The organism is Acinetobacter sp. PC34, assembly GCF_051789135.1.
Classification (GTDB): domain Bacteria; phylum Pseudomonadota; class Gammaproteobacteria; order Pseudomonadales; family Moraxellaceae; genus Acinetobacter; species Acinetobacter johnsonii.
Map to the genome: position 1 here is coordinate 944,913 of NZ_CP196664.1, position 19,051 is coordinate 963,963.

20 protein-coding genes and 1 tRNA gene are annotated in these 19,051 nt (G+C 41.6%); 12 read left to right on the forward strand and 9 right to left on the reverse strand.

The window, feature by feature from the left end:
• Nucleotides 1-46: 46 nt before the first annotated feature.
• On the reverse strand, nt 47-1,288 hold the full coding sequence (locus ACSC9N_RS04620) for a L,D-transpeptidase family protein (protein ID WP_010327247.1): 1,242 nt from the start codon (nt 1,286-1,288) through the stop codon (nt 47-49).
• 202 nt (nt 1,289-1,490) lie between these two features.
• On the opposite strand from ACSC9N_RS04620, the gene hemE reads away from it, so the two are divergent.
• From hemE to ACSC9N_RS04645, 5 genes are all read left to right on the forward strand, one after another.
• The gene (gene hemE / locus ACSC9N_RS04625) at nt 1,491-2,561 is read left to right on the forward strand and encodes a uroporphyrinogen decarboxylase (RefSeq protein WP_005400469.1); all 1,071 of its coding nucleotides are present in this window, start codon (nt 1,491-1,493) and stop codon (nt 2,559-2,561) included.
• Between the two features lie 36 nt (nt 2,562-2,597).
• A complete protein-coding gene (locus ACSC9N_RS04630; protein ID WP_171054236.1) occupies nt 2,598-3,395 on the forward strand; it encodes a DUF817 family protein in 798 nt (265 codons plus the stop codon).
• A gap of 146 nt (nt 3,396-3,541) precedes the next feature.
• The gene (locus tag ACSC9N_RS04635) at nt 3,542-4,012 is read left to right on the forward strand and encodes a DUF3015 family protein (RefSeq protein ID WP_005400471.1); all 471 of its coding nucleotides are present in this window, start codon (nt 3,542-3,544) and stop codon (nt 4,010-4,012) included.
• A 69-nt stretch (nt 4,013-4,081) separates the two neighbouring features.
• Nucleotides 4,082-5,968, forward strand: coding sequence for an Lnb N-terminal periplasmic domain-containing protein (locus ACSC9N_RS04640; RefSeq protein ID WP_010327246.1), 1,887 nt, complete (start codon nt 4,082-4,084; stop codon nt 5,966-5,968).
• Between the two features lie 211 nt (nt 5,969-6,179).
• A complete protein-coding gene (locus ACSC9N_RS04645; RefSeq protein ID WP_395475095.1) occupies nt 6,180-7,541 on the forward strand; it encodes a diguanylate cyclase in 1,362 nt (453 codons plus the stop codon).
• 56 nt (nt 7,542-7,597) lie between these two features.
• Here the strand turns inward: ACSC9N_RS04645 and ACSC9N_RS04650 are convergent, their stop codons facing one another.
• The 3 genes from ACSC9N_RS04650 to ACSC9N_RS04660 all read right to left on the reverse strand — a co-directional run bounded on the left by ACSC9N_RS04650 (nt 7,598) and on the right by ACSC9N_RS04660 (nt 9,372).
• Nucleotides 7,598-7,957, reverse strand: a complete 360-nt coding sequence (locus ACSC9N_RS04650) for a cupin domain-containing protein (protein ID WP_010327244.1) — start codon at nt 7,955-7,957, stop codon at nt 7,598-7,600.
• 86 nt (nt 7,958-8,043) lie between these two features.
• Nucleotides 8,044-8,592 (reverse strand): GTP cyclohydrolase I FolE, encoded by a 549-nt coding sequence (folE, locus tag ACSC9N_RS04655; protein ID WP_171054237.1) that lies wholly within the window; start codon nt 8,590-8,592, stop codon nt 8,044-8,046.
• 93 nt (nt 8,593-8,685) lie between these two features.
• Nucleotides 8,686-9,372 (reverse strand): Smr/MutS family protein, encoded by a 687-nt coding sequence (locus ACSC9N_RS04660; RefSeq protein ID WP_010327243.1) that lies wholly within the window; start codon nt 9,370-9,372, stop codon nt 8,686-8,688.
• A 258-nt stretch (nt 9,373-9,630) separates the two neighbouring features.
• On the opposite strand from ACSC9N_RS04660, the gene ACSC9N_RS04665 reads away from it, so the two are divergent.
• Nucleotides 9,631-9,804, forward strand: coding sequence for a helix-turn-helix transcriptional regulator (locus tag ACSC9N_RS04665; protein WP_224216374.1), 174 nt, complete (start codon nt 9,631-9,633; stop codon nt 9,802-9,804).
• A gap of 115 nt (nt 9,805-9,919) precedes the next feature.
• Here the strand turns inward: ACSC9N_RS04665 and trpC are convergent, their stop codons facing one another.
• The 3 genes from trpC to ACSC9N_RS04680 are packed head-to-tail and all read right to left on the reverse strand — an operon-like array spanning nt 9,920 to nt 12,390.
• On the reverse strand, nt 9,920-10,726 hold the full coding sequence (gene trpC / locus ACSC9N_RS04670; RefSeq protein WP_010327242.1) for an indole-3-glycerol phosphate synthase TrpC: 807 nt from the start codon (nt 10,724-10,726) through the stop codon (nt 9,920-9,922).
• 16 nt (nt 10,727-10,742) lie between these two features.
• Nucleotides 10,743-11,789: an anthranilate phosphoribosyltransferase gene (trpD, locus tag ACSC9N_RS04675; protein ID WP_004695696.1), complete on the reverse strand. Its 1,047-nt coding sequence runs from the start codon at nt 11,787-11,789 to the stop codon at nt 10,743-10,745.
• A gap of 16 nt (nt 11,790-11,805) precedes the next feature.
• Nucleotides 11,806-12,390, reverse strand: a complete 585-nt coding sequence (locus ACSC9N_RS04680) for an anthranilate synthase component II (protein ID WP_010327241.1) — start codon at nt 12,388-12,390, stop codon at nt 11,806-11,808.
• A gap of 842 nt (nt 12,391-13,232) precedes the next feature.
• Here ACSC9N_RS04680 and glnA point away from each other — a divergent pair.
• From glnA to ACSC9N_RS04710, 6 genes are all read left to right on the forward strand, one after another.
• A complete protein-coding gene (gene glnA / locus ACSC9N_RS04685) occupies nt 13,233-14,648 on the forward strand; it encodes a type I glutamate--ammonia ligase (protein WP_005400480.1) in 1,416 nt (471 codons plus the stop codon).
• 89 nt (nt 14,649-14,737) lie between these two features.
• Nucleotides 14,738-15,013 carry a hypothetical protein gene (locus tag ACSC9N_RS04690; protein WP_004982609.1) on the forward strand — a complete coding sequence of 92 codons (276 nt, stop codon included), beginning with the start codon at nt 14,738-14,740 and terminating at the stop codon, nt 15,011-15,013.
• A gap of 87 nt (nt 15,014-15,100) precedes the next feature.
• Nucleotides 15,101-15,586, forward strand: a complete 486-nt coding sequence (locus tag ACSC9N_RS04695; RefSeq protein ID WP_010327240.1) for a chorismate--pyruvate lyase family protein — start codon at nt 15,101-15,103, stop codon at nt 15,584-15,586.
• Entirely contained in the window at nt 15,583-16,464 is an 882-nt protein-coding gene (gene ubiA / locus ACSC9N_RS04700; protein ID WP_010327239.1) for a 4-hydroxybenzoate octaprenyltransferase, read from the forward strand. Before ACSC9N_RS04695 ends, ubiA begins: the two co-directional genes overlap by 4 nt.
• A gap of 107 nt (nt 16,465-16,571) precedes the next feature.
• Complete coding sequence (locus ACSC9N_RS04705; protein ID WP_010327238.1) at nt 16,572-17,912, forward strand: alpha/beta hydrolase family protein; 1,341 nt, start codon at nt 16,572-16,574, stop codon at nt 17,910-17,912.
• Between the two features lie 99 nt (nt 17,913-18,011).
• Complete coding sequence (locus ACSC9N_RS04710) at nt 18,012-18,242, forward strand: hypothetical protein (RefSeq protein ID WP_004695712.1); 231 nt, start codon at nt 18,012-18,014, stop codon at nt 18,240-18,242.
• Nucleotide 18,243: 1 nt separating this feature from the next.
• On the opposite strand, the gene ACSC9N_RS04715 is transcribed toward ACSC9N_RS04710, so the two are convergent.
• Both ACSC9N_RS04715 and ACSC9N_RS04720 read right to left on the reverse strand, forming a co-directional pair.
• Nucleotides 18,244-18,723 (reverse strand): DUF2726 domain-containing protein, encoded by a 480-nt coding sequence (locus ACSC9N_RS04715; protein WP_159151465.1) that lies wholly within the window; start codon nt 18,721-18,723, stop codon nt 18,244-18,246.
• 41 nt (nt 18,724-18,764) lie between these two features.
• Nucleotides 18,765-18,840: transfer RNA gene (locus tag ACSC9N_RS04720), tRNA-Asn, on the reverse strand.
• Between the last annotated feature and the right edge of the window lie 211 nt (nt 18,841-19,051).

A 19,051-nucleotide genomic window follows, 5' to 3' on the forward strand; every position in this document is an offset into this window, starting at 1 on the left:
CTCTCAAGAGAGCACCTTTTATAGCGTAAATACCTTAGAAAGCCAATTATTCTAAGAATTTAACCGTAACACCTGACTTCACTTTTTTGCCAAGATCATTGGCATCCCAGTTGGTCAAACGGATACAACCGTGTGATGCTGTTTTAGAAATAGCAGAAGGGTTTGGTGTGCCATGAATACCAAATGATTTTTTGCTTAAACCAATCCAGATATTCCCTACAGGACCATTCGGACCCGGTGGTAGAGAAAGTGGTTTTAAGTTTTTGCCCTGTACAAAGTTACTTGGTGAGTAGCTATACCAAGGATTTGGCGCAACACCAGTGACTTTATAAGTACCCGTTGGAGACGGAGTATCTGAGCTACCAATAGTTGCAGGGAAAGAACCGATCATTTGGTTGCGGCTGTTAAATAAATACAGCTGTTTTGCACCTTTGTGCGCAACGATCAAATGAATGTCTTCTGGCACTTCATTGCGGATATTGGCCACAATAATTTTTTCGCCCGCTTTTTTGAAGGTTGCTTTTGGATTTAACTTCTGCAAGAAGTCTTCATCCATATGGAACTTTTCACCCAACATTTCAGTCACACGGGTGTAATACAAACCTTTCATTTTGGCTTGTAGTGCATAATCGCGTGGAATAGATGCAGCATAAGGACCTTTTAGGTCTGCTTCGGTAATGGTGTATTCAATAAATGCAGGCTTAGAACCTTGGCTTGCAAGTAGAGCATCCCAAGTTTCTTTGGTTAAGGTACCTGTTGCTTTTAAACCGCTCATTTGCTGGAACGAAGCAATGGCTTTGAGGGTATTTTTACCGCTCATGCCATCAATTGCACCTGGAGACGCATGCGCATTATTGAGCATCACGTGAGCACGTGCATAGACAGGAAATTGGCCTTTACCAATATTGTCGAACCATTCTGCACTGTTTAGACCATTTAATGTCCACGATGCTTTAGCCGCAGCAGGATTGGTCGTCGTGGTGGTCGGTGCAGTGGTGGTTTTGCTTGGTGCAGCACCAACGTCAGCGGTTTTATCTTCAGATTGTTCAAGTTGATCTAAAGTTTGCGAAGCTTGGTTTAAGTCTGCTTGTTCTTTTGCTGTAATTTGGCTGTTTGCAACCGCAGTAGAAGCTGAAGCGACATCTGTTGCTAAAGGATCAATAGGGTCTTGAACTGAAGTATCAATGATCTTTTTTGGCGTCAAGGGTTGTTCAGTAGTAGATGCAGCAAACGCTGTACCAGCAAGAATGCAACTTAAACTCATCGCGAGTATTGTGCGAACGAACATGTAATTCAACCTTAAGAATTATTCATTTACAAAGTAAAAACTAGTGAAGTATTACAGAAAAAAGATGGAGATGCAGTATTTGTTTTGTGTAAATATTCGTTTGCATCTTTGTCCTGATCGAATTTTAGTGTTATGAGAAGTTATTAAAAATTCGACCTTTTTGTTATGATGGTGAGCAAATTTAATTGAGATGGGAAAGTAAATGACGACGCTTAAAAATGATCGTTTTCTACGTGCTTTATTACGTGAACCTGTAGATACCACACCCGTCTGGATGATGCGTCAAGCAGGGCGTTATTTACCTGAATATCGTGCAACCCGTGCTCAAGCGGGTGATTTCCTTTCGCTGTGTAAAAATAACGATTTTGCTTGTGAAGTGACTTTACAGCCTTTACGTCGTTATGAACTAGACGCTGCCATTTTATTTTCAGATATTTTAACTGTGCCCGATGCTTTGGGTTTAGGGCTTTATTTTGAAGCTGGGGAAGGGCCTAAATTTCACAAAGCGGTTCGTACTGAACAAGATGTGGCGAATTTACCTCAGTTTAATGCCGCGTCTGATCTTGATTATGTGATGAATGCGGTCAAGACGATTCGTTCAGCACTTGGTGGACAAGTGCCATTAATTGGCTTTTCAGGTAGTCCTTGGACGCTGGCAACTTATATGGTTGAAGGTGGTTCGAGCAAAGATTTCCGTTTCACCAAGCAAATGATGTATGCGCAACCTGAAGTTTTACATGCACTGCTCGATCGTTTGGCTGATGCGGTGATTGACTATCTAAATGCGCAAATTGATGCAGGTGCTCAAGCCATACAGATTTTTGACAGCTGGGGCGGGGCGCTAGCACACCGTGAATATTTAGAATTTTCTTTAAAATACATGCAAAAAATTGTTGCAGGTTTACAACGTGAAAATGAAGGACGTAAAGTGCCTGTGATTTTATTCACCAAAGGTGGCGGTCAATGGTTAGAGCCAATGGTGGCAACAGGGGCGGATGCTTTTGGTCTAGATTGGACGACGCCATTAAATGTGGCTCGCCAAACGGTGGCTGGCCGTGCGGCACTGCAAGGCAACTTAGACCCTGCAACATTATATGGTTCGCATGAGACCATTGTGAAAGCCACCAAGGCCATGCTAGATGACGCTTATGCAGGCGGTGAGAAAACGGGTTATGTTGCAAACTTAGGTCATGGCATTACTCAGTGGGTTGACCCTGAAAACCCGAAAGCCTTTATTGATACTGTGCATGAATACAGTGCCAAATATCTCTAAGTTTCACAGCTTCAATTCAATTAGGGTTCATGCGTGATCACGATTTTAAAATCATGTTTTGAGTTCTCATCCAAGGCAGCTTCGGCTGCCTTATTTGGGATATTACTGTTATTGGCTTTTGCCTTCACAGCCAGTATGGGAAGTCAGGAATATTTCGGCTTTTTCCGTTATGACTATCTATTGTTTTATGCCGTGCTGATTCAAGTTTGTCTGTTGTACTTAAAACTTGAGTCTTGGGCCGAGGCCAAAGTGATTGCATTATTTCATGTGATGGCAATGGTGATGGAAATCTTTTTGACCCATCCGCAAATTGCATCTTGGCAGTATCCGCATCCCGCCGTGTTTAAAATTTTAACAGTGCCTTTGTTTGCAGGTTTTATGTATTCGGCTGTGGGCAGTTTTTTTGCGCGTTCATTACGTCTTTATCATGTTTCTTTTGAACACTTGCCCCGTTTCTCCGCCATGCTGACATTGGCGGTGTTGTCTTATATCAACTTTATGTCCAAATTTTTTGTTCCAGATATTCGTTATCTTTTGTTTGCGTGGAGCATAGTGCTGTTTTGGAAAACCAAGATTGGCTTTGAATTACAGCAACACCGTTTTCAACTGCCGATGTTACCCGTACTTTTACTGTTGGCTTTTATTATTTGGATTGCGGAAAATATCAGTACGTTTTACCAAATCTGGTTGTACCCAAGTCAAGTCGATGCATGGCATATGGTCGGTTGGGGCAAGTTGGGTTCTTGGTATTTATTGCTACTGCTCAGTCTGGTGTTGGTGCTAAAGATTTTAGGGAAACGAGATCTACGTGGCAGTTGGTCCTTATACCGCTAAAGCACATTTTTAAATATTCACTTCACTTTAGTATAAATTGTTTTGCGTTATGCGCTTGTTACCGCTATCTTACAAGGGTGTAGCTCAAAATACACACAATAGGAACAATAAAAATACTCGGAGATAATCGAGTCTGGAGAAACCTTATGTTGAAAAAAATAGCATTGGCTGCGGTTTTGGCTGTTGGTTCTACCGCTACATTTGCAGATAATGACGTCGGTTGTGGTATTGGTTCACAAATTTGGGCTGGCCAGTCTGGTAAAGTCGCTAAAATTTTAGCGGGTACAACCAATGGTCTTTTTGCTAACCAACTTTTCGGTATTACCTTTGGTACTTTAGGTTGTAGCGGTACAGGTACAGTGACTGCTCAGGCAGTAACATTTACCAACGAAAATGCGGAAGCATTGGCGCGTGATATGGCAGTTGGTGACGGCGAAAGTCTAAATGTACTGGCTGAATTACTGAACATCCAGTCTGAAGATAAAGCACGTTTCTTTGAAGTGTCTAAACAAAACTTCGCAAAAATCTATTCAGCTGAAAACCAAGATGCGCTTCAAGTATTAGCATCTTTACAAGCAGTCATGGCAACGGATAGCGTATTAAAAGCATACGTTTAATTGCACCATAAAACCCTGCCATTCAGGCAGGGTTTTTCATATCTAAAAAAGAAGAATAGCTAACACTGCATGAAATCTGTTGTCCTCCTCTTTAGTGTGCTATTCAGCACCAGCATCTTTGCTCAAGCACCTAGCTCAGCAGAGTTTTATATTGAAAAAGCACAGCAGCTTAAGCTTGCCTCAAATGTAACTTGGCAACGTTTGATGTATGCCAATACTTCATCAGGACAAAGTGAAGTCAGTTACCGTCCGTTCTTTTATAGTGCGCACGGACAAACTCAGCTCAAACAAGAGCTTGATGCCAATATTGCAGCACTCTTTATTCCAACCGAAGCTAATCAATCGATTCAATGTCGCTTTCCAGCCCGGTCAAAATGGCTCATAGGACAACTGAATATTGCATCAAACCAACTGCCTAAAGCCTCATGTCCTGAGCTGGATGAGTGGCTTGGGCAAATTAAGCCGTATAAGGCGACTTTAATTTACGCCACGGACTTTATGGGCAATCCCAGTTCGATGTTTGGGCATACCCTGTTAAGGCTCGATCCTAAAGACCAAAAACAGCTGAACTTAGTCTCTTATGCCGTGAATTACGCAGCGACAGTGGCCAATAGCGACAGCTTTTCTTTTGCATGGAAGGGCTTAACCGGGCAGTACCCAGGTGAGTACTCACTCATGCCGTACTATCGAAAAGTGAAAGAATATGGTGATTTGGAAAGCCGCGATTTGTGGGAGTACGAGTTAGCCCTGACGCCAGAAGAAACCAAAACCATGGTTGAGCATATTTGGGAACTCAAGCATGTGCAATTTCCTTACTATTTTATCAGTGATAACTGTGCCTATCGTTTACTGGGTTTAATTGATTTGGTACGGCCAGAGGTCAACCTACAAAAACAATTTAAAACCGCTGCGATTCCTGTTGAGACAATTAAGGCGGTCGATGAAAACCATCTAATTGCGGAAAGTGTTTACCGTCCAGCTTTAGAAACTCAGTTGTTGGCACAAGCCAAACAACACGGACAAGCCTTGGCAGCGGCTGCGCATCAGGTTGCGCAACTTGAACCTGCTCAAATGCAAGACTATTTGAGTCGCTATGCCTTGGTGGATCAGGCACGTATTTTAGAAATGGCCTATGACCATGTGTATTTACAGTTAATTGCACAAAAGATTGCGGCAGAAGACGCCCAACCGCGTATTCGACAACTGCTGGGTTTGCGGAGTCAGATTGACTTGGAAAAGCAACGTCAAGTGGTCGAAGCGCCAAAAGTAGATCCAGTAAAAGGCCACCATGCGCGAACCGTTCAGCTTGAAGCAGGTGAGATACAAGGTGACACTTATTTCCGACTGAGCCATCGTCAGGCCTATCATGACTTGATAGACCCGCAAGGCGGTTTCCGTTTGGGTACACAGCTTAAGTTTCTAGACGGCAGTCTCGAATACCGTGATGATCGACTAAAACTGCAAGAACTAAATGTGCTGGAGGTCAATGCCTACAGTCCATTGACTGCCTTTAAAACACCATTAAGCTGGGGTTTTAACATGGGTTGGCAACAAGAGGCACTAAATCGAGATGGTGCATTTAGTGAACAGGATCAACACGGTGTATTCAATCTATCCAGTCAGTTTGGCTATAGTGTGGCAGATCAAGAGCGTCAACATTTATGCTATGCACAATTGCAAAATCATGTTCAAGCAGGCAAAGCTTTAGACCGAGGTTGGCGCGTGGGACTTGGGCCAACGGTAGGCTGCCAGAACATCTGGAGCGAACATATCAATAGTTTGGTACAGGTCGAGCTGCCATATTGGGAAGATAGCCATCAATGGCAAGTCAGACTGAATACTCAGTTGCAATATTTATTCAATCAGCAAAATGCGTTGAGGCTTCATTGGCAGTATCAACAGCAAAAAGGCAAGGATTGGGATCAGACGGGTTTGAGTTATATCCATTTCTTTTAGTTCGGTCCTCTTTTCAAAGCTCCAATAAAGGGGCTTTTTTTATGAAAGTCATTGCTGTTAAAACAACCAAACGTGAGCCTTACTTTTTATAAAGTGCTGAAAATGAAAGCTGATGGTGAAAATAAGTATTGAAATTTGTTATATTAATCACATAAATGTCTAGTAAGTCTCAAAAATATATAAATAGGTAAGTTTTATGAATGATTAATGCATGGCTAAATTGGCCGAGCAATGGGGGAAAATTTGCCAACATTATTCAGTGAATGATCACGTTAAAGCGCAAAATTTTATTCAGCAGCATTCGTCTGTATTGGTTAATGAATTTTATAGCAATATTGTCTTGGAGCCTGAGGCTGCAGATTTTTTTAAAGATGACATCATTCAACAACGTTTAAAAAACAGTTTAAACCAATGGCTCATTGAAAGTTTCGACGTGGCTGTGAATGAAGCTTATTATGCAGCAGTTGAAAAACAACAAAAAGTTGGGCAGGTACATGCGCGGGTGGGCATTCCTTCTTGGTTGATCATGCGCGGTATTCGCGAGATTGAAAACAAGATCTTGGAACTCTTGGCTGAACTTCCGCTGGAAAATAACCACCACATGCTGAGTTATATGCTGCAAATTATGGGCTTTGCGACAGAAATCATGTGTAGATCCTATGAAGCCAATACAGAGCGAAGCCATGAAGTTAAGCATAGCTATCGTTTATTTTCTGCAATGCAAGATGTCGCAGTACAAAAAGATAAGCAGCGCAGTATTTTGCTTGACTGGGAAAATGAGTTGATGTTCAAAGTCTTCTCCGAGCATCCGCAGTTACAACACATTGCTTTGTCTAAGTCGGAATTTGGTCTATGGTTTGTGCATAAAGCAGCGTATGCCTTTACGGGTGCAGAGCAGGTTGAGACCATTATCAGGCTGATTCAACAGGTCGATACCCTCAATTTTGACGTGCTCGACTGTCAGGATCAGACTCAGAAGGTAGAACGCATTCAAGAAATTCGTGATGTGAATCGACAGATTCAGCATTTGGTCGATCAACTGTTTCAAGTGACCGAATATATAGATTCAGGCAATGACTCGCTGACTCAGCTGTTAAACCGTCGATATTTAAGTACGATTGTGTCGCGTGAAATTAATTTTTCCCGTAAAAATGATGCTGCGTTGAGCTTACTAGCAATTGATGCGGATTATTTCAAACGTATCAACGATAAATATGGGCATACCGCAGGGGACTTGGCACTGCGTTTTATTGCTGAAGTCTTGTTAGATGTTGCGAAGGGTAGTGACTATGCCTTCCGTGTCGGTGGCGAAGAGTTCTTATTGCTGTTGGTCGACAGTGATCTCACACGTGCTTTACAAATTGCTGAAACGATTCGCATGCGGATACAGGAAACCCCAATTCGTACCGCTCATGGGCAAAGTTTTAGTTTTACCGTCAGTATTGGTTGTACGGTTTATAATGGTCATCCTGACTATCAACGCTTTTTAGACACTGCCGATTCGGCACTCTATGCCGCCAAAAATAAAGGGCGTAACTGTATTCATGTGACTGAAAAAGTGCTAAGTGTTTAAATCTCAGACTTAAACACGAGCTGTTCTAAGACGTTTCCAATCGGTTGTTGAGGTACTTATACCTCAACAATCACATAGTATTTTTTAACAGCTTCAACCACTTCAAATGTGCCGATAAAACTCGGTGGAATAATTCCTGCCTGACCGGCCTTGACTTCAATGAAGTCTTGAGTGTGGGCATCATGAATACGGATGCTGCCTTCCATCACTTGAAAGAATTCTTGTTTATTGTCGGCAAATTGAATATTCCATGAACCAACCTCACAGTGCCAAATCCCGCAGCCCATGTGTGGGTGTTCATATAGACTATAGGTCTGGCGCTGTGGATTGCCTTGAACCAAACGGTCTGGACGTGGAAAATCAATACTCTGTTCGCCTTGGGTCAAACCATGACCTGCTAACCAAATTGCTGACATTGCGTATTCCTCTAAACAAAAAATGAATCGTTCAATGATATATGCATAAAAAAAGCCCCAACAGAGGTTGAGGCTTTATGTTTCAATTAATAGCTTTCAGGGACTGCACTTAAAAACTCACGACGCTCTTCTTTATTGGTTTTAAAGTCACCAATAAAGGAAACGGTACGTGTAGTCGATTCTTGCTTGCCGACGCCGCGCATCATCATACACATATGTGCTGAATCAATCATAACAGCCACGCCACGTGCACCTGTCACTTCTGCAACCGCTTCTGCAATCTGCTGCGTCAGGTTTTCTTGAATCTGTAGACGACGTGCAAACATTTCGGTGATGCGTGCAAATTTAGAGAGTCCAAGGACATTGCCTTCAGGTAAATACGCAATATGTACGCGACCATAAAAAGGCAATAAATGGTGTTCACAGAGTGAATAAAACTCGATATTTTTAACCAGTACCATTTCACGGTTGTCCGATGGGAACACCGCATTATTGGTCACTTCTTCTAAGCTTTTGCTATAACCAGACGTTAAATACGAAAAAGCTTTAGCAGCACGCATAGGCGTATCGAGGAGACCTGGACGGGTTAGGTCTTCACCAACGGCAGTTAAGATGTTAGCGTAGGATTGCTGCATAGACATAAGACGTGTTCACTTACACTGATATTGAACAAGGACGGCATTGTAGCAGAAAACTATTCCAATGCCTTATTTTGGACAAAAATCCGATTACTGTTTAAACTTTGGGTTCTTTTCAGCACGTTTTAGCAACACTAAAACTGCACCTGTGCCACCTTGCTTCTCCGGCGCACTGACAAAAGCCAGCACATCGCGGTGTTGACGCAGCCAACCATTCACATAGGTTTTTAAAATGGCTTCCGGACCTTTGCCATGTACAATTTTAATGACATTTTGATTTTCATCTTTGGCCATTTGAATGACTTGTAAAACTGCGACACGGGCTTCTTCAACGGTGCAACCATGCAAGTCGACTGCTTCAAACCAACGAATGTTACCCGCTTTTAAATCTTCAAATACTTTGTGTTGTAGTGTAGCAATGCGATAACTGAGTGCGGCTTGGCTCGCTACAGGGTTGAGCATTGCTTGAGTATCGGACAGCTCAGTTGCATCGGTATGCATTGGGCCTTCAGCCGCTGCACGTTTTGCTAAAGTTTGCGCATCGATTTTTTTCTTTGGATTTTTTTTTATTTTGGCAATGTTCGCGGTCTCCATCTTTTGGACACCTTGCATTTGTTTTTGAAACAACGCGAAATCATCTTCTGGCTCGGGCGGAGCAACTTGAGCTTGGGCCTCAGACTGTTTGATGGCAGTCGAATGCGGATTGGTGATTTGCTTTTTAAAGTCTTTCAGTAAATTAAACTGTTCTTTAGAAAGCGATGAATCATGTTTGCTCATAGTGTCAGAAAAATACGCAAAATAAGGAATTAGGCGATAATTATAGTCTGATTTTCCCTATATTTGAACTGAATTGCATCATGCATAGAGGGTTGTATAAACTGAAAGCAGTGTTGAAGCTTTGATCGGCAGTTCTGGGCTTGAGGCCTTATATAGCTGAATACTTAATTTATTATCACACCTAAAAACATAGAAAATGAGGTTTTACAGATGTTTCCATGTGCTAGTGTTTTTAGAATTTAGCTATAGAAACGTGAAATCCAAATTTTAGAAAAATTAAGCCGTGGCTGTACCGATGCTGAAATATCTGAGTCGATTTTTTTGTCCATCAATACGGTGAAATGGCATCTGCGTAAAATCTATAACAAGTTGCAGGTCCGCTCTCGAATGGAAGCGGTGAATGAAGTCAAGAAGCAGGGTTTCATTGAGTAATTTAAAATTGAACAATTTTTTATATGTTACTGTTTAAGCAGATCTTCAACAGCTTTTTGAAAGTGCAAATCATAAAGTATTCAGGGCAAGAGCATGCCTTACCCTGAATATGCGATTAAAGTGATTTAGGTGTTCCAAATAGCTCAGTAAAGGCGTGATCTGGACGGGGCTGCTTCATAAAGCTTTCACCGACCAAGAAAGCATGAATGTCATGCTCTTGCATCATCGCAACATCCGCTGGGGTCGCAATGCCGCTTTCCGTCACCAGTAGACGAGATGGTTCAAGTAGTTTTTTCAGACGAATCGAAGTGTTTAAGTCCACATCAAAGGTTTTTAAGTTGCGGTTATTGACACCCAATACGCAACGCTCGGGTAGACGCAAAGCACGTTCAAGTTCTGCTTCATCGTGTACTTCAACCAAGACATCTAAATTCTGCTCAAAAGCCGTTTTAGACATTTCTTCGAGTTGTTGATCTGACAAGCATGCCGCAATCAGAAGAATACAGTCGGCATGTAAAGCACGTGCTTCAATCACCCCATAAGGGTCAATCAAAAAGTCTTTGCGTAATGCAGGCAGGGCACAGTGAGAACGTGCAATTTGAATATTCTCATCGGCACCTTGGAAAAAATCGACATCGGTTAAAACCGATAAACATGCTGCACCTGCAGCTTCGTATTGCTGCGCGATTTCAGCAGGATCAAAGTTTTCACGAATGATGCCTTTAGATGGTGATGCTTTCTTAATTTCAGCGATCACACCCGGTTGTTTGCTCAGTAAAGACTTTGCAAAACCACGTACAGGAGTTGCCTCAAGTGCCCATTCTTCAACATCTTTATAGCTACGTTGTTTGAGGCGTGCAGCAAACTCTTCCTGCTTACGATCCACAATTTTGCCTAAAATCGTATTTGCGATATCTACCATGACAAAATCCTGTCTATCAAGCGTCGTATTGTTTAAGGGTTTTGCTGAATTCAGCAAGGATGCTCATCTTTTCTAAGGCTTGTCCGCCGTAGATGATGTCATGTGCTAAAGCCACGCCTTGCTTATAACTGGTACAAAGTCCAGAGACATATAAACCGGCACCTGCATTTAAAGCAATCATATTGGCTGCTTTTTCACCTTTATCGGATTTGTTTTTACCTAAGGCATCTTTAATTAGGCTTAAACTTTCAGCAGAATCTTGAATGATTAAACCTGTTAAAGTTTGCGATTCGATTCCGACATCTTCAGGTTGAATTTCCCACTCGGTGACGTCGCCATTTTTGAGTTCAGCCACATAGGTGCTTGATGCAAGGCTAATTTCATCTAAACCATCTTTCGAATGAACCACCATGACATGTTCTGCGCCCAGTTGTTTCATCACTTCTGCAATAGGACGGCATAATTCAGTCGAAAACACCCCAATCACTAGACGTTTTACTCCAGCCGGATTCGTAAGCGGGCCAAGTAAATTGAAAATACTGCGAATGCCTAATTCACGACGCGGGCCTACCGCATACTTCATCGCTTTATGATGATTTGGAGCAAACAAGAAACCGACACCCATTTCACGAATACAACGTTCAGTTTGTTGCATGTTTAAGTCAAGTTGGATGCCCGCTTGTTCTAACAAGTCCGAGGAACCCGATTTGGTTGAAACACCACGGTTACCATGTTTAGCAATGGTTGCACCTGCCGCTGCAATCACAAAAGCAGATGCAGTCGAGACGTTAAATAAGTTCTGACCATCACCACCTGTACCGACGATGTCGACTAAATAAGGCACATCACTGACATCAATTTTGATGGCAAACTCGCGCATGACACGAGCCGCTGCGGTAATTTCATCAATACTTTCACCTTTTAAGCGAAGACCCATCATCAGCGCACCAATTTGGGCATCTGTTGCTTCACCATTCATGATGGTGCGCATGACGTCTTCCATTTGCGGCTGCGTCAACTCAATATTTTTAGTGATGTTATTTAAAGCTTGTTGCATATTCATTTTTCACTGCACTCATTTATGCGTAAATTTCTAAAAAGTTCTTAAAGATTTGATGGCCATGCTGACTCAAGATTGATTCTGGGTGAAATTGCACGCCTTCAACGGCAAGCGTCTTATGCTTTACACCCATGATTTCTTCAATTGAGCCATCTGCTTCATTGGTCCAGCAGGTCACTTCTAAGCATTCAGGCAAGCTTTCTTGATCAATCACCAGTGAGTGATAACGCGTTGCTGAAAACGGGGAAGGGAGGTTGCTAAAAATGCCTTGATTTGAGTGATGCATGTCAGACAAACGCCCATGCATCACTTTTTTGGCACGAATGATTTCGCCACCAAATGCTTGACCAATGGCCTGATGTCCTAAGCACACCCCTAATAATGGAATTTTTCCAGCAAAATGCTGAATAGCTGGAATAGAAATTCCTGCTTCCGAAGGTGAGCATGGACCGGGGCCAATCACAAGATACTTAGGTTGCCATCGCTCAATATCCTCCAATGTCACGGCATCATTACGTACTACTTTTACTTCTTGATTTAACTCGCCAAAATACTGGACGATGTTGTAGGTAAAAGAGTCATAGTTGTCGATCATTAAAAGCATGAGCTTAACCTATTGAAATTTATGCATATAAATGTGCTTGAAGAGTCCTATGGTATTCGTGCGTTTACATTATAATGCTATAAGTAAATTATTTTTCTCATTCAATGACTTGAATGGAGGCACAAAACCGAAATTATCATAGCAAAAAATACACAGCTAGGGCGCGACATTTTTTTCCGGACCTAAAAATTACAATGGGTTTTGTTACTAACTGATATAGAGTTTATGAATATCTCAGATTCAAATCCTAACGAGAAACCTCGTGGACTATGTGTAAATATCATGAAGTATGTACATTCAAGGAATATAAAAGAATATCTTTTAATGCAGTGAGCCAAAAACTCCCCTAATGTCACCAAAACAGAGCATATTTTTTTGCTTGCTCACATCTGAAATGTCGGCTTTATATTTAGTTTGAAAGGAGAGGTTTTTTGTTTTTTGAAAATCAAATAAAAACAGTTAATTACACCGCTTATATTTGATTTCAGGTATATCGCTCGCCGTGATATGAGGTGTTGAAGTCAAATCAAGGCGAAAATAACAGCTTAAAAAGCACTCTAATTTATAAAAAACGGGTGTAAATCGACCCGTGATATTTAAAAATGCACCATTATGATCCACACTCAAAATCTTTTAGATTAAATGTGAAGAAGCGTGCTTGAATATGGTGCATTTACTTTTTAGCTCAGTATAATAGAGTCAAAGCAAACAGCTTAAAACTGTTATTCTGATAATGAATTCAATATTTTAGCTAAGCTTTTTAAAGTTGGTACGGTAATTGCTTTAGAACAACCAACTACTAACACGCACTAAAGAGTGCAACAAAAATTCATCGGAGCAAAATGAGCATGGCGAACAAGGTCCTACAACTCATCCAAGAAAGTGGCGCAAAATGGGTCGATTTCCGTTTTACGGATACTAAGGGTAAAGAACAACACGTAACTTACCCAGCAGATACTATCGACGAAGATACTTTTGAAGACGGTAAAATGTTTGATGGTTCTTCAATTGCTGGTTGGAAAGGCATTGAAGCATCTGACATGATCTTACGCCCAGATGCTGCAACTGGTTTTATCGACCCGTTCTTCGCTGAGCCTACAGTAGTTGTTACTTGTGACGTTATTGAGCCATCAACAGGTCAAGGTTATGACCGTGACCCGCGTTCGATTGCTCGCCGTGCTGAAGAATACCTAAAATCGACAGGTATTGGTGATACTGCATTCTTTGGTCCAGAACCAGAATTCTTCGTATTTGACGAAGTAAAATGGGAAATTGATATGTCTGGCGCGCGCCATACATTGATTGCTGAAGAAGCTGCTTGGTCAACAAACAAAGATTACGAAGGCGGAAACTCTGGTCACCGTCCACGTGTTAAAGGTGGTTACTTCCCAGTTCCTCCAGTTGATTCTTCACATGACATGCGTGCTGATATGTGTGCGCGTATTGAAGACATCATGGGCCCAGGTCGTGTAGAAGTACACCACCACGAAGTTGCATCTTGCCAATTAGAAATTGGTGTAAGCTTCAACACAATGGTTCGTAAAGCTGACGAAGTACAACAGTTCAAATATGCGGTTTGGAACGTTGCACACCAATATGCTAAAACTGCGACTTTCATGCCTAAGCCAATGGTTGGTGATAATGGTTCTGGTATGCACGTTCACATGTCTATCTCTAAAGATGGCAAGAACTTGTTTGCTGGTGATGAATACGCTGGTCTTTCAGAAATGGCGCTTTACTTCATCGGTGGTGTAATCAAACACGCTCGTGCATTGAACGCAATTACGAACCCTTCTACAAACTCGTACAAGCGTTTAGTTCCACACTTCGAAGCGCCGATTATGTTGGCATACTCAGCACGTAACCGTTCTGCTTCTATCCGTATTCCTTACGTTTCTAGCCCTAAAGGCAAACGTATCGAAGCTCGCTTCCCAGATCCAATGATGAACCCGTACTTAGGTTTCGCAGCATTGTTAATGGCGGGTCTTGATGGTATCCAAAACAAGATTCACCCAGGTGAAGCAGCTGACAAAAACTTATACGACCTTCCTCCTGAAGAAGAAGCGAAAATCCCTACAGTTGCGCACAGCCTAGATATGGCTCTTGAAGCGCTTCAAGCGGATCATGAGTTTCTTCTTAAAGGTGGTGTATTCACTAAAGAAATGCTTGATGCATATATTGAACTTAAAACTGAAGAAGTGCGTCGCTTGAACACGACAACTCACCCAGTTGAATTTGATATGTACTACAGCTTGTAATTCTGAACTGAATTTCACTGTAAAAAACCCGCGCTAGTCGCGGGTTTTTTTGTATCATCTGTTTAACTTGAAAAAAATTGATGAGAGCAATGGCACAGCGTAAGAAGCACACCAGTTTTTATCCTTGGATTGACCCTAAAGATCACGACAAAGGTTTTAAGCTAAATTTTTCGATGGTGACTTATATCGAAGTTGGTCGCACCCCTGAAGGCTACAAGCAGGCAGAATTTGTTGCATTGAAAAGCCCAGAGTTAGCACTGGATTATGATTATCCTCAAAGTTTTTATTTGAGTGCTGAAGGTTTTATTTTGGTGAAAACTCCGCAAGGTAAATTTGAAACCATTGCAAAAACAGATAATTGCTAAAGATTGATCTTAGAATTGAATCAATGACATTCTTCATAACTCAAAAAGCGTTTAAGCGCACAGTAAATCAATGGTACAGGTAGGCTTATGCAGCAGATTCCAGCTGAACTGAAAACATGGTTATATGCTTCAGGTTCACTTACTCAGCAACTGACGGATTTGGCTGATGGAGCGTTTAGGGTTCAACCAACCAAAGAGCATTTTCAGCGTCTTCAGTTTATCGATGCAAAATGGATGGGCATGCCGTTTCAGCATACGTCATGGGTACGAGAAAGTTTTTTATATGGCAGTGATGCAGAGCCTTGGGTTAAAGCTAAAAGCATTTTCCCGATCTTGAGTTTGCAAGGTCGCGCACGGCTTTTTAAACATATTGGTAAAAAACCGATTGGCTGGTTCTTGTTTCAGCGCACCAATCCAGCATGTGAACGTCGTGTGATTTGGCTAGAAGATGGCTGGACTAGACAGAGCTGTTATACTTGGCACGGCTGCAAGTTTATTGTTCAAGAAACTTTTTTAGCGAGTTTTGAGCAATTTTTGCAAAAGCAGAATTCAGCATCTGAAGGACAGTCATGACAACTGCGCATCAAATTACTTGGCGTGAACGTTTAGAAGCCTATTATTATTTATGTCGTTTTGATAAGCCTGTTGGCACAGAATTGGTGTTCTGGCCTACCATGTGGGCACTATGGATTGCAGCAGAGGGCATACCGCCAATTGGTATTCTGATTCCGATGGTACTTGGCACAATATTTATGCGTGCGGCTGGGTGTGCAATTAATGATTTTGCTGATCGTAAGGTCGATGCGCATGTAGAGCGCACTAAAATGCGGCCTTTAGCAACAGGGATTATTACGGCTAAAGAAGCCATTTATGTGTTTTTAGCTTTAGTCTTTGCCAGTGCTTGTATGTTGTTGTTTCTACCGATTGAAACGTTTTATTGTGCTTTAGGTGGGCTTTTTCTCGCATTTATATATCCTTTCATGAAGCGCTATACCCATTTGCCTCAGGTTGTTTTAGGCATGGCTTTTTCGTGGGGAATTCCGATGTCATTTACGGCCATGGGTAAACCATTAGATTTAACCTGTTGGTTGCTGTATTTTGGCAATCTGGCTTGGACTGTGGCGTACGATACTCAATATGCGATTACCGACCGTGAATATGATTTAAAAATTGGGGTGAAGTCTACAGCCATTTTGTTTGGTCGTTTTGATATTCAAATCATTGCACTTTTACAGGCGATGAGTGTGGTTTTGATTGGTATGGCGCTTTACCTTGAAAATTTATTGATGCCATTGGGTTTAATCGCATTGCTGGTAGTCGTGGCTGACTTTATTTATCAATGGTCAAAAACTAAAGACAGAGATCCACAGTATTGTTTTTGGGCATTCCGTCACAATCGTTGGGTGGGATTCATTATTTTTACTGGAATCTTTTTAGAATTAATTATTTAAAGTGATTGTTTGGTTGAAAAGCGTCCTATACAGGGCGCTTTTTTTATGTCTTAATAAAACGGCATGTAGTTTCATGCTTAAAAAAACAACGAATAAAAGGATATTTTATGAAACGCTCGAAAATAGCATTAGCCCTTACAGTTGCCGTTTCAATGCTGTCTTTAACTGCTTGTAATGACGATGATGATTCGCCCGCTTCAAATCAAAAACAGACCTATGTTTCTGAAAGTACCTATTCAGAAGACACATTAACCACTGCAGCTTCTATTAAGGTAATGACGTATAACATGGAAAATGTTCAAGGTCAGACCGCTAAAGCAACGGCGCTGGTGATGTTCCCTAAAGTAGCACCACCTACAGATGGTTATCGCGTAGTGGTTTGGGAGCATGGCACGGTTGGGGTTGGTGATAGTTGTGCGCCAAGTAATAATATGATTCACCCACGTTTTAAAATTTTAGCAGACAGTCTACTGGCTGCTGGTTATGTGGTTGTTGCGCCAGATTATGAAGGTTTGGGCACGCCAGGGATTCATCCATATTTAAACTTATCTAGTGCTGCGAAGTCAGCGCTTTCTGCTGTACAAGCGGCAAAAGATCATTATGGTAAGCAGTTGAATGGTGCGTGGATGTCTGTGGGCCAATCTCAAGGGGGTCATGCCTCATTAGCGACCGCAGAATATGCAAATACAGATGCAACCTATAAAGGTGCTGTGGCGGGTGCACCAGCTTCGAGTTTGGGTAAAATTATTTTAGAGGTTGCACCAGCAGCTTTAGCTGGCATTGAAGAGCAAGAAATTAAACTTGGTGTACCTTTGGCTGCACGTACTTCGGTCGATTCTTATGCAACCTTATTGGCTTATGCAGCATTAACGGGCGTTGGTATTAAAGCTTATGAGCCGCGATTTAATTATCAGGACATTTTCCAATCACGTGCCAAATCTTTGGCTGAGTTTGCAGAAGGTTCAACAGGGGATAATGGTCTGTGTTTAGATAATGATAATGACCCAAGTCTAAGTCTAATTAATAAGTTTAAAGATGATATTATTCAGTTTATGACTGCAAATCCTGATAAAAAAGTCATGGATTATCCTGGTTTAGATACTAGTGTGTTTGCGACCAATGAAACCGTAAAAAACTTCTTAATTAGTAGTCAGCCAGGTACTAAACGAATTGATAAACCAGTTTATGTAATACAAGGCACAGCAGATACAAATGTACCCTATCCAATTACCCAAGCTTTGGTTGCAAACTTGAAAACATTGGGTTCACCAGATGTGACACTTGATCCAGTTATCGGTGCATCTCATACCCAAGCCATAATTTGTCGGAATGCGGAGGCTGTAGACTTTATTCAGACCCATATGTCTGCGGGTACGGGTATTGTACTAACTGATGCACAAAAAGATGCTAGCATCAATGAAAATTGTACAGGTATAGCACCGACATAAAATTAACCATTTAAACTGAAGATAGAGCCTCATGATTGAGGCTCTTTTTTTGTTATAGTATTGGCCCATCAAAATCTAGATATTGGAAATAGGCTGGCTATGACGAAATCAACTCAAAAACTAACGCCAAAAGTGATGTTTTTGGCGAGTCTTGGTATTGTGATTCCATTGCTTATTTTAGGGATTGCTTTTTTAGCGGTAAAAAGCGATGCAAAAAACCAAGCGGAGTATCAGCGTATTAAGGAAGAGCAACAACAGCGTATTCAAGAAAAGTTGGCTACCGAAAAGCAATTCACACAGCAGGAAGCGAGCAGCGCGGTCTCAAAGTAATTTAAGCACGCATTGCAGGCGTGATACCAATGTGTTTGTGCAGTTGGCGAATACTTGGAATTTCTGTAAAACGCAGAACAATGTAACCTGCTTCATTGAGCATGGCATCACGTTCTGCATCTTCTTGTTTTTTGCCGATGTGGGAATGATCATCGAGTTCAATAATCACCACAACCGCTAATTGTTCATCTAATAAAACGAAATCGGTGACTTTGCGGTTAAATTTGGCCCGTATTTTATAGTGGTCACTGGTAATCAGTGAGCTAAATGAAACTTGAGCTAGAACATGATGGCGTGGGAAGGCTTCTTTTAAGCGAATAAACATTTTACGTTCAAACGGCGTAATGACGTGTTTGGCATAAAACTTTTGCTTACGGCGAAACAGGTCAGGGTAGACCGTCATCACTAGTGTAATAGTGGCAAAGCAGCCGATGATAAAAAAGATGATTTGACTCAGATCGAACACAATATTTTCTAGCACAAAGAAAAAACCCACTCGCATGGAGTGGGTTTTTAGAATTTTGGCTCTCCAACCTGGGCTCGAACCAGGGACCTGCGGATTAACAGTCCGTCGCTCTACCGACTGAGCTATTGGAGAATCTGCACGCATTCTATGTGGCAAAGCTCAAAGGGTCAAGTCCTTGGCCTGATATTTTTATATAATCTGCTTTAAATGATTTAAAAATAAACGGTTTAGCTTTTATTGATACGATTTGATTCAATCTTTTTGGTTTTCCATGGAGATATTTGGGAGATTCAAGCTGAGAAGAGCCTGTATGGAAAGCTGCTTTGGAGTGATTTTGAGAGAT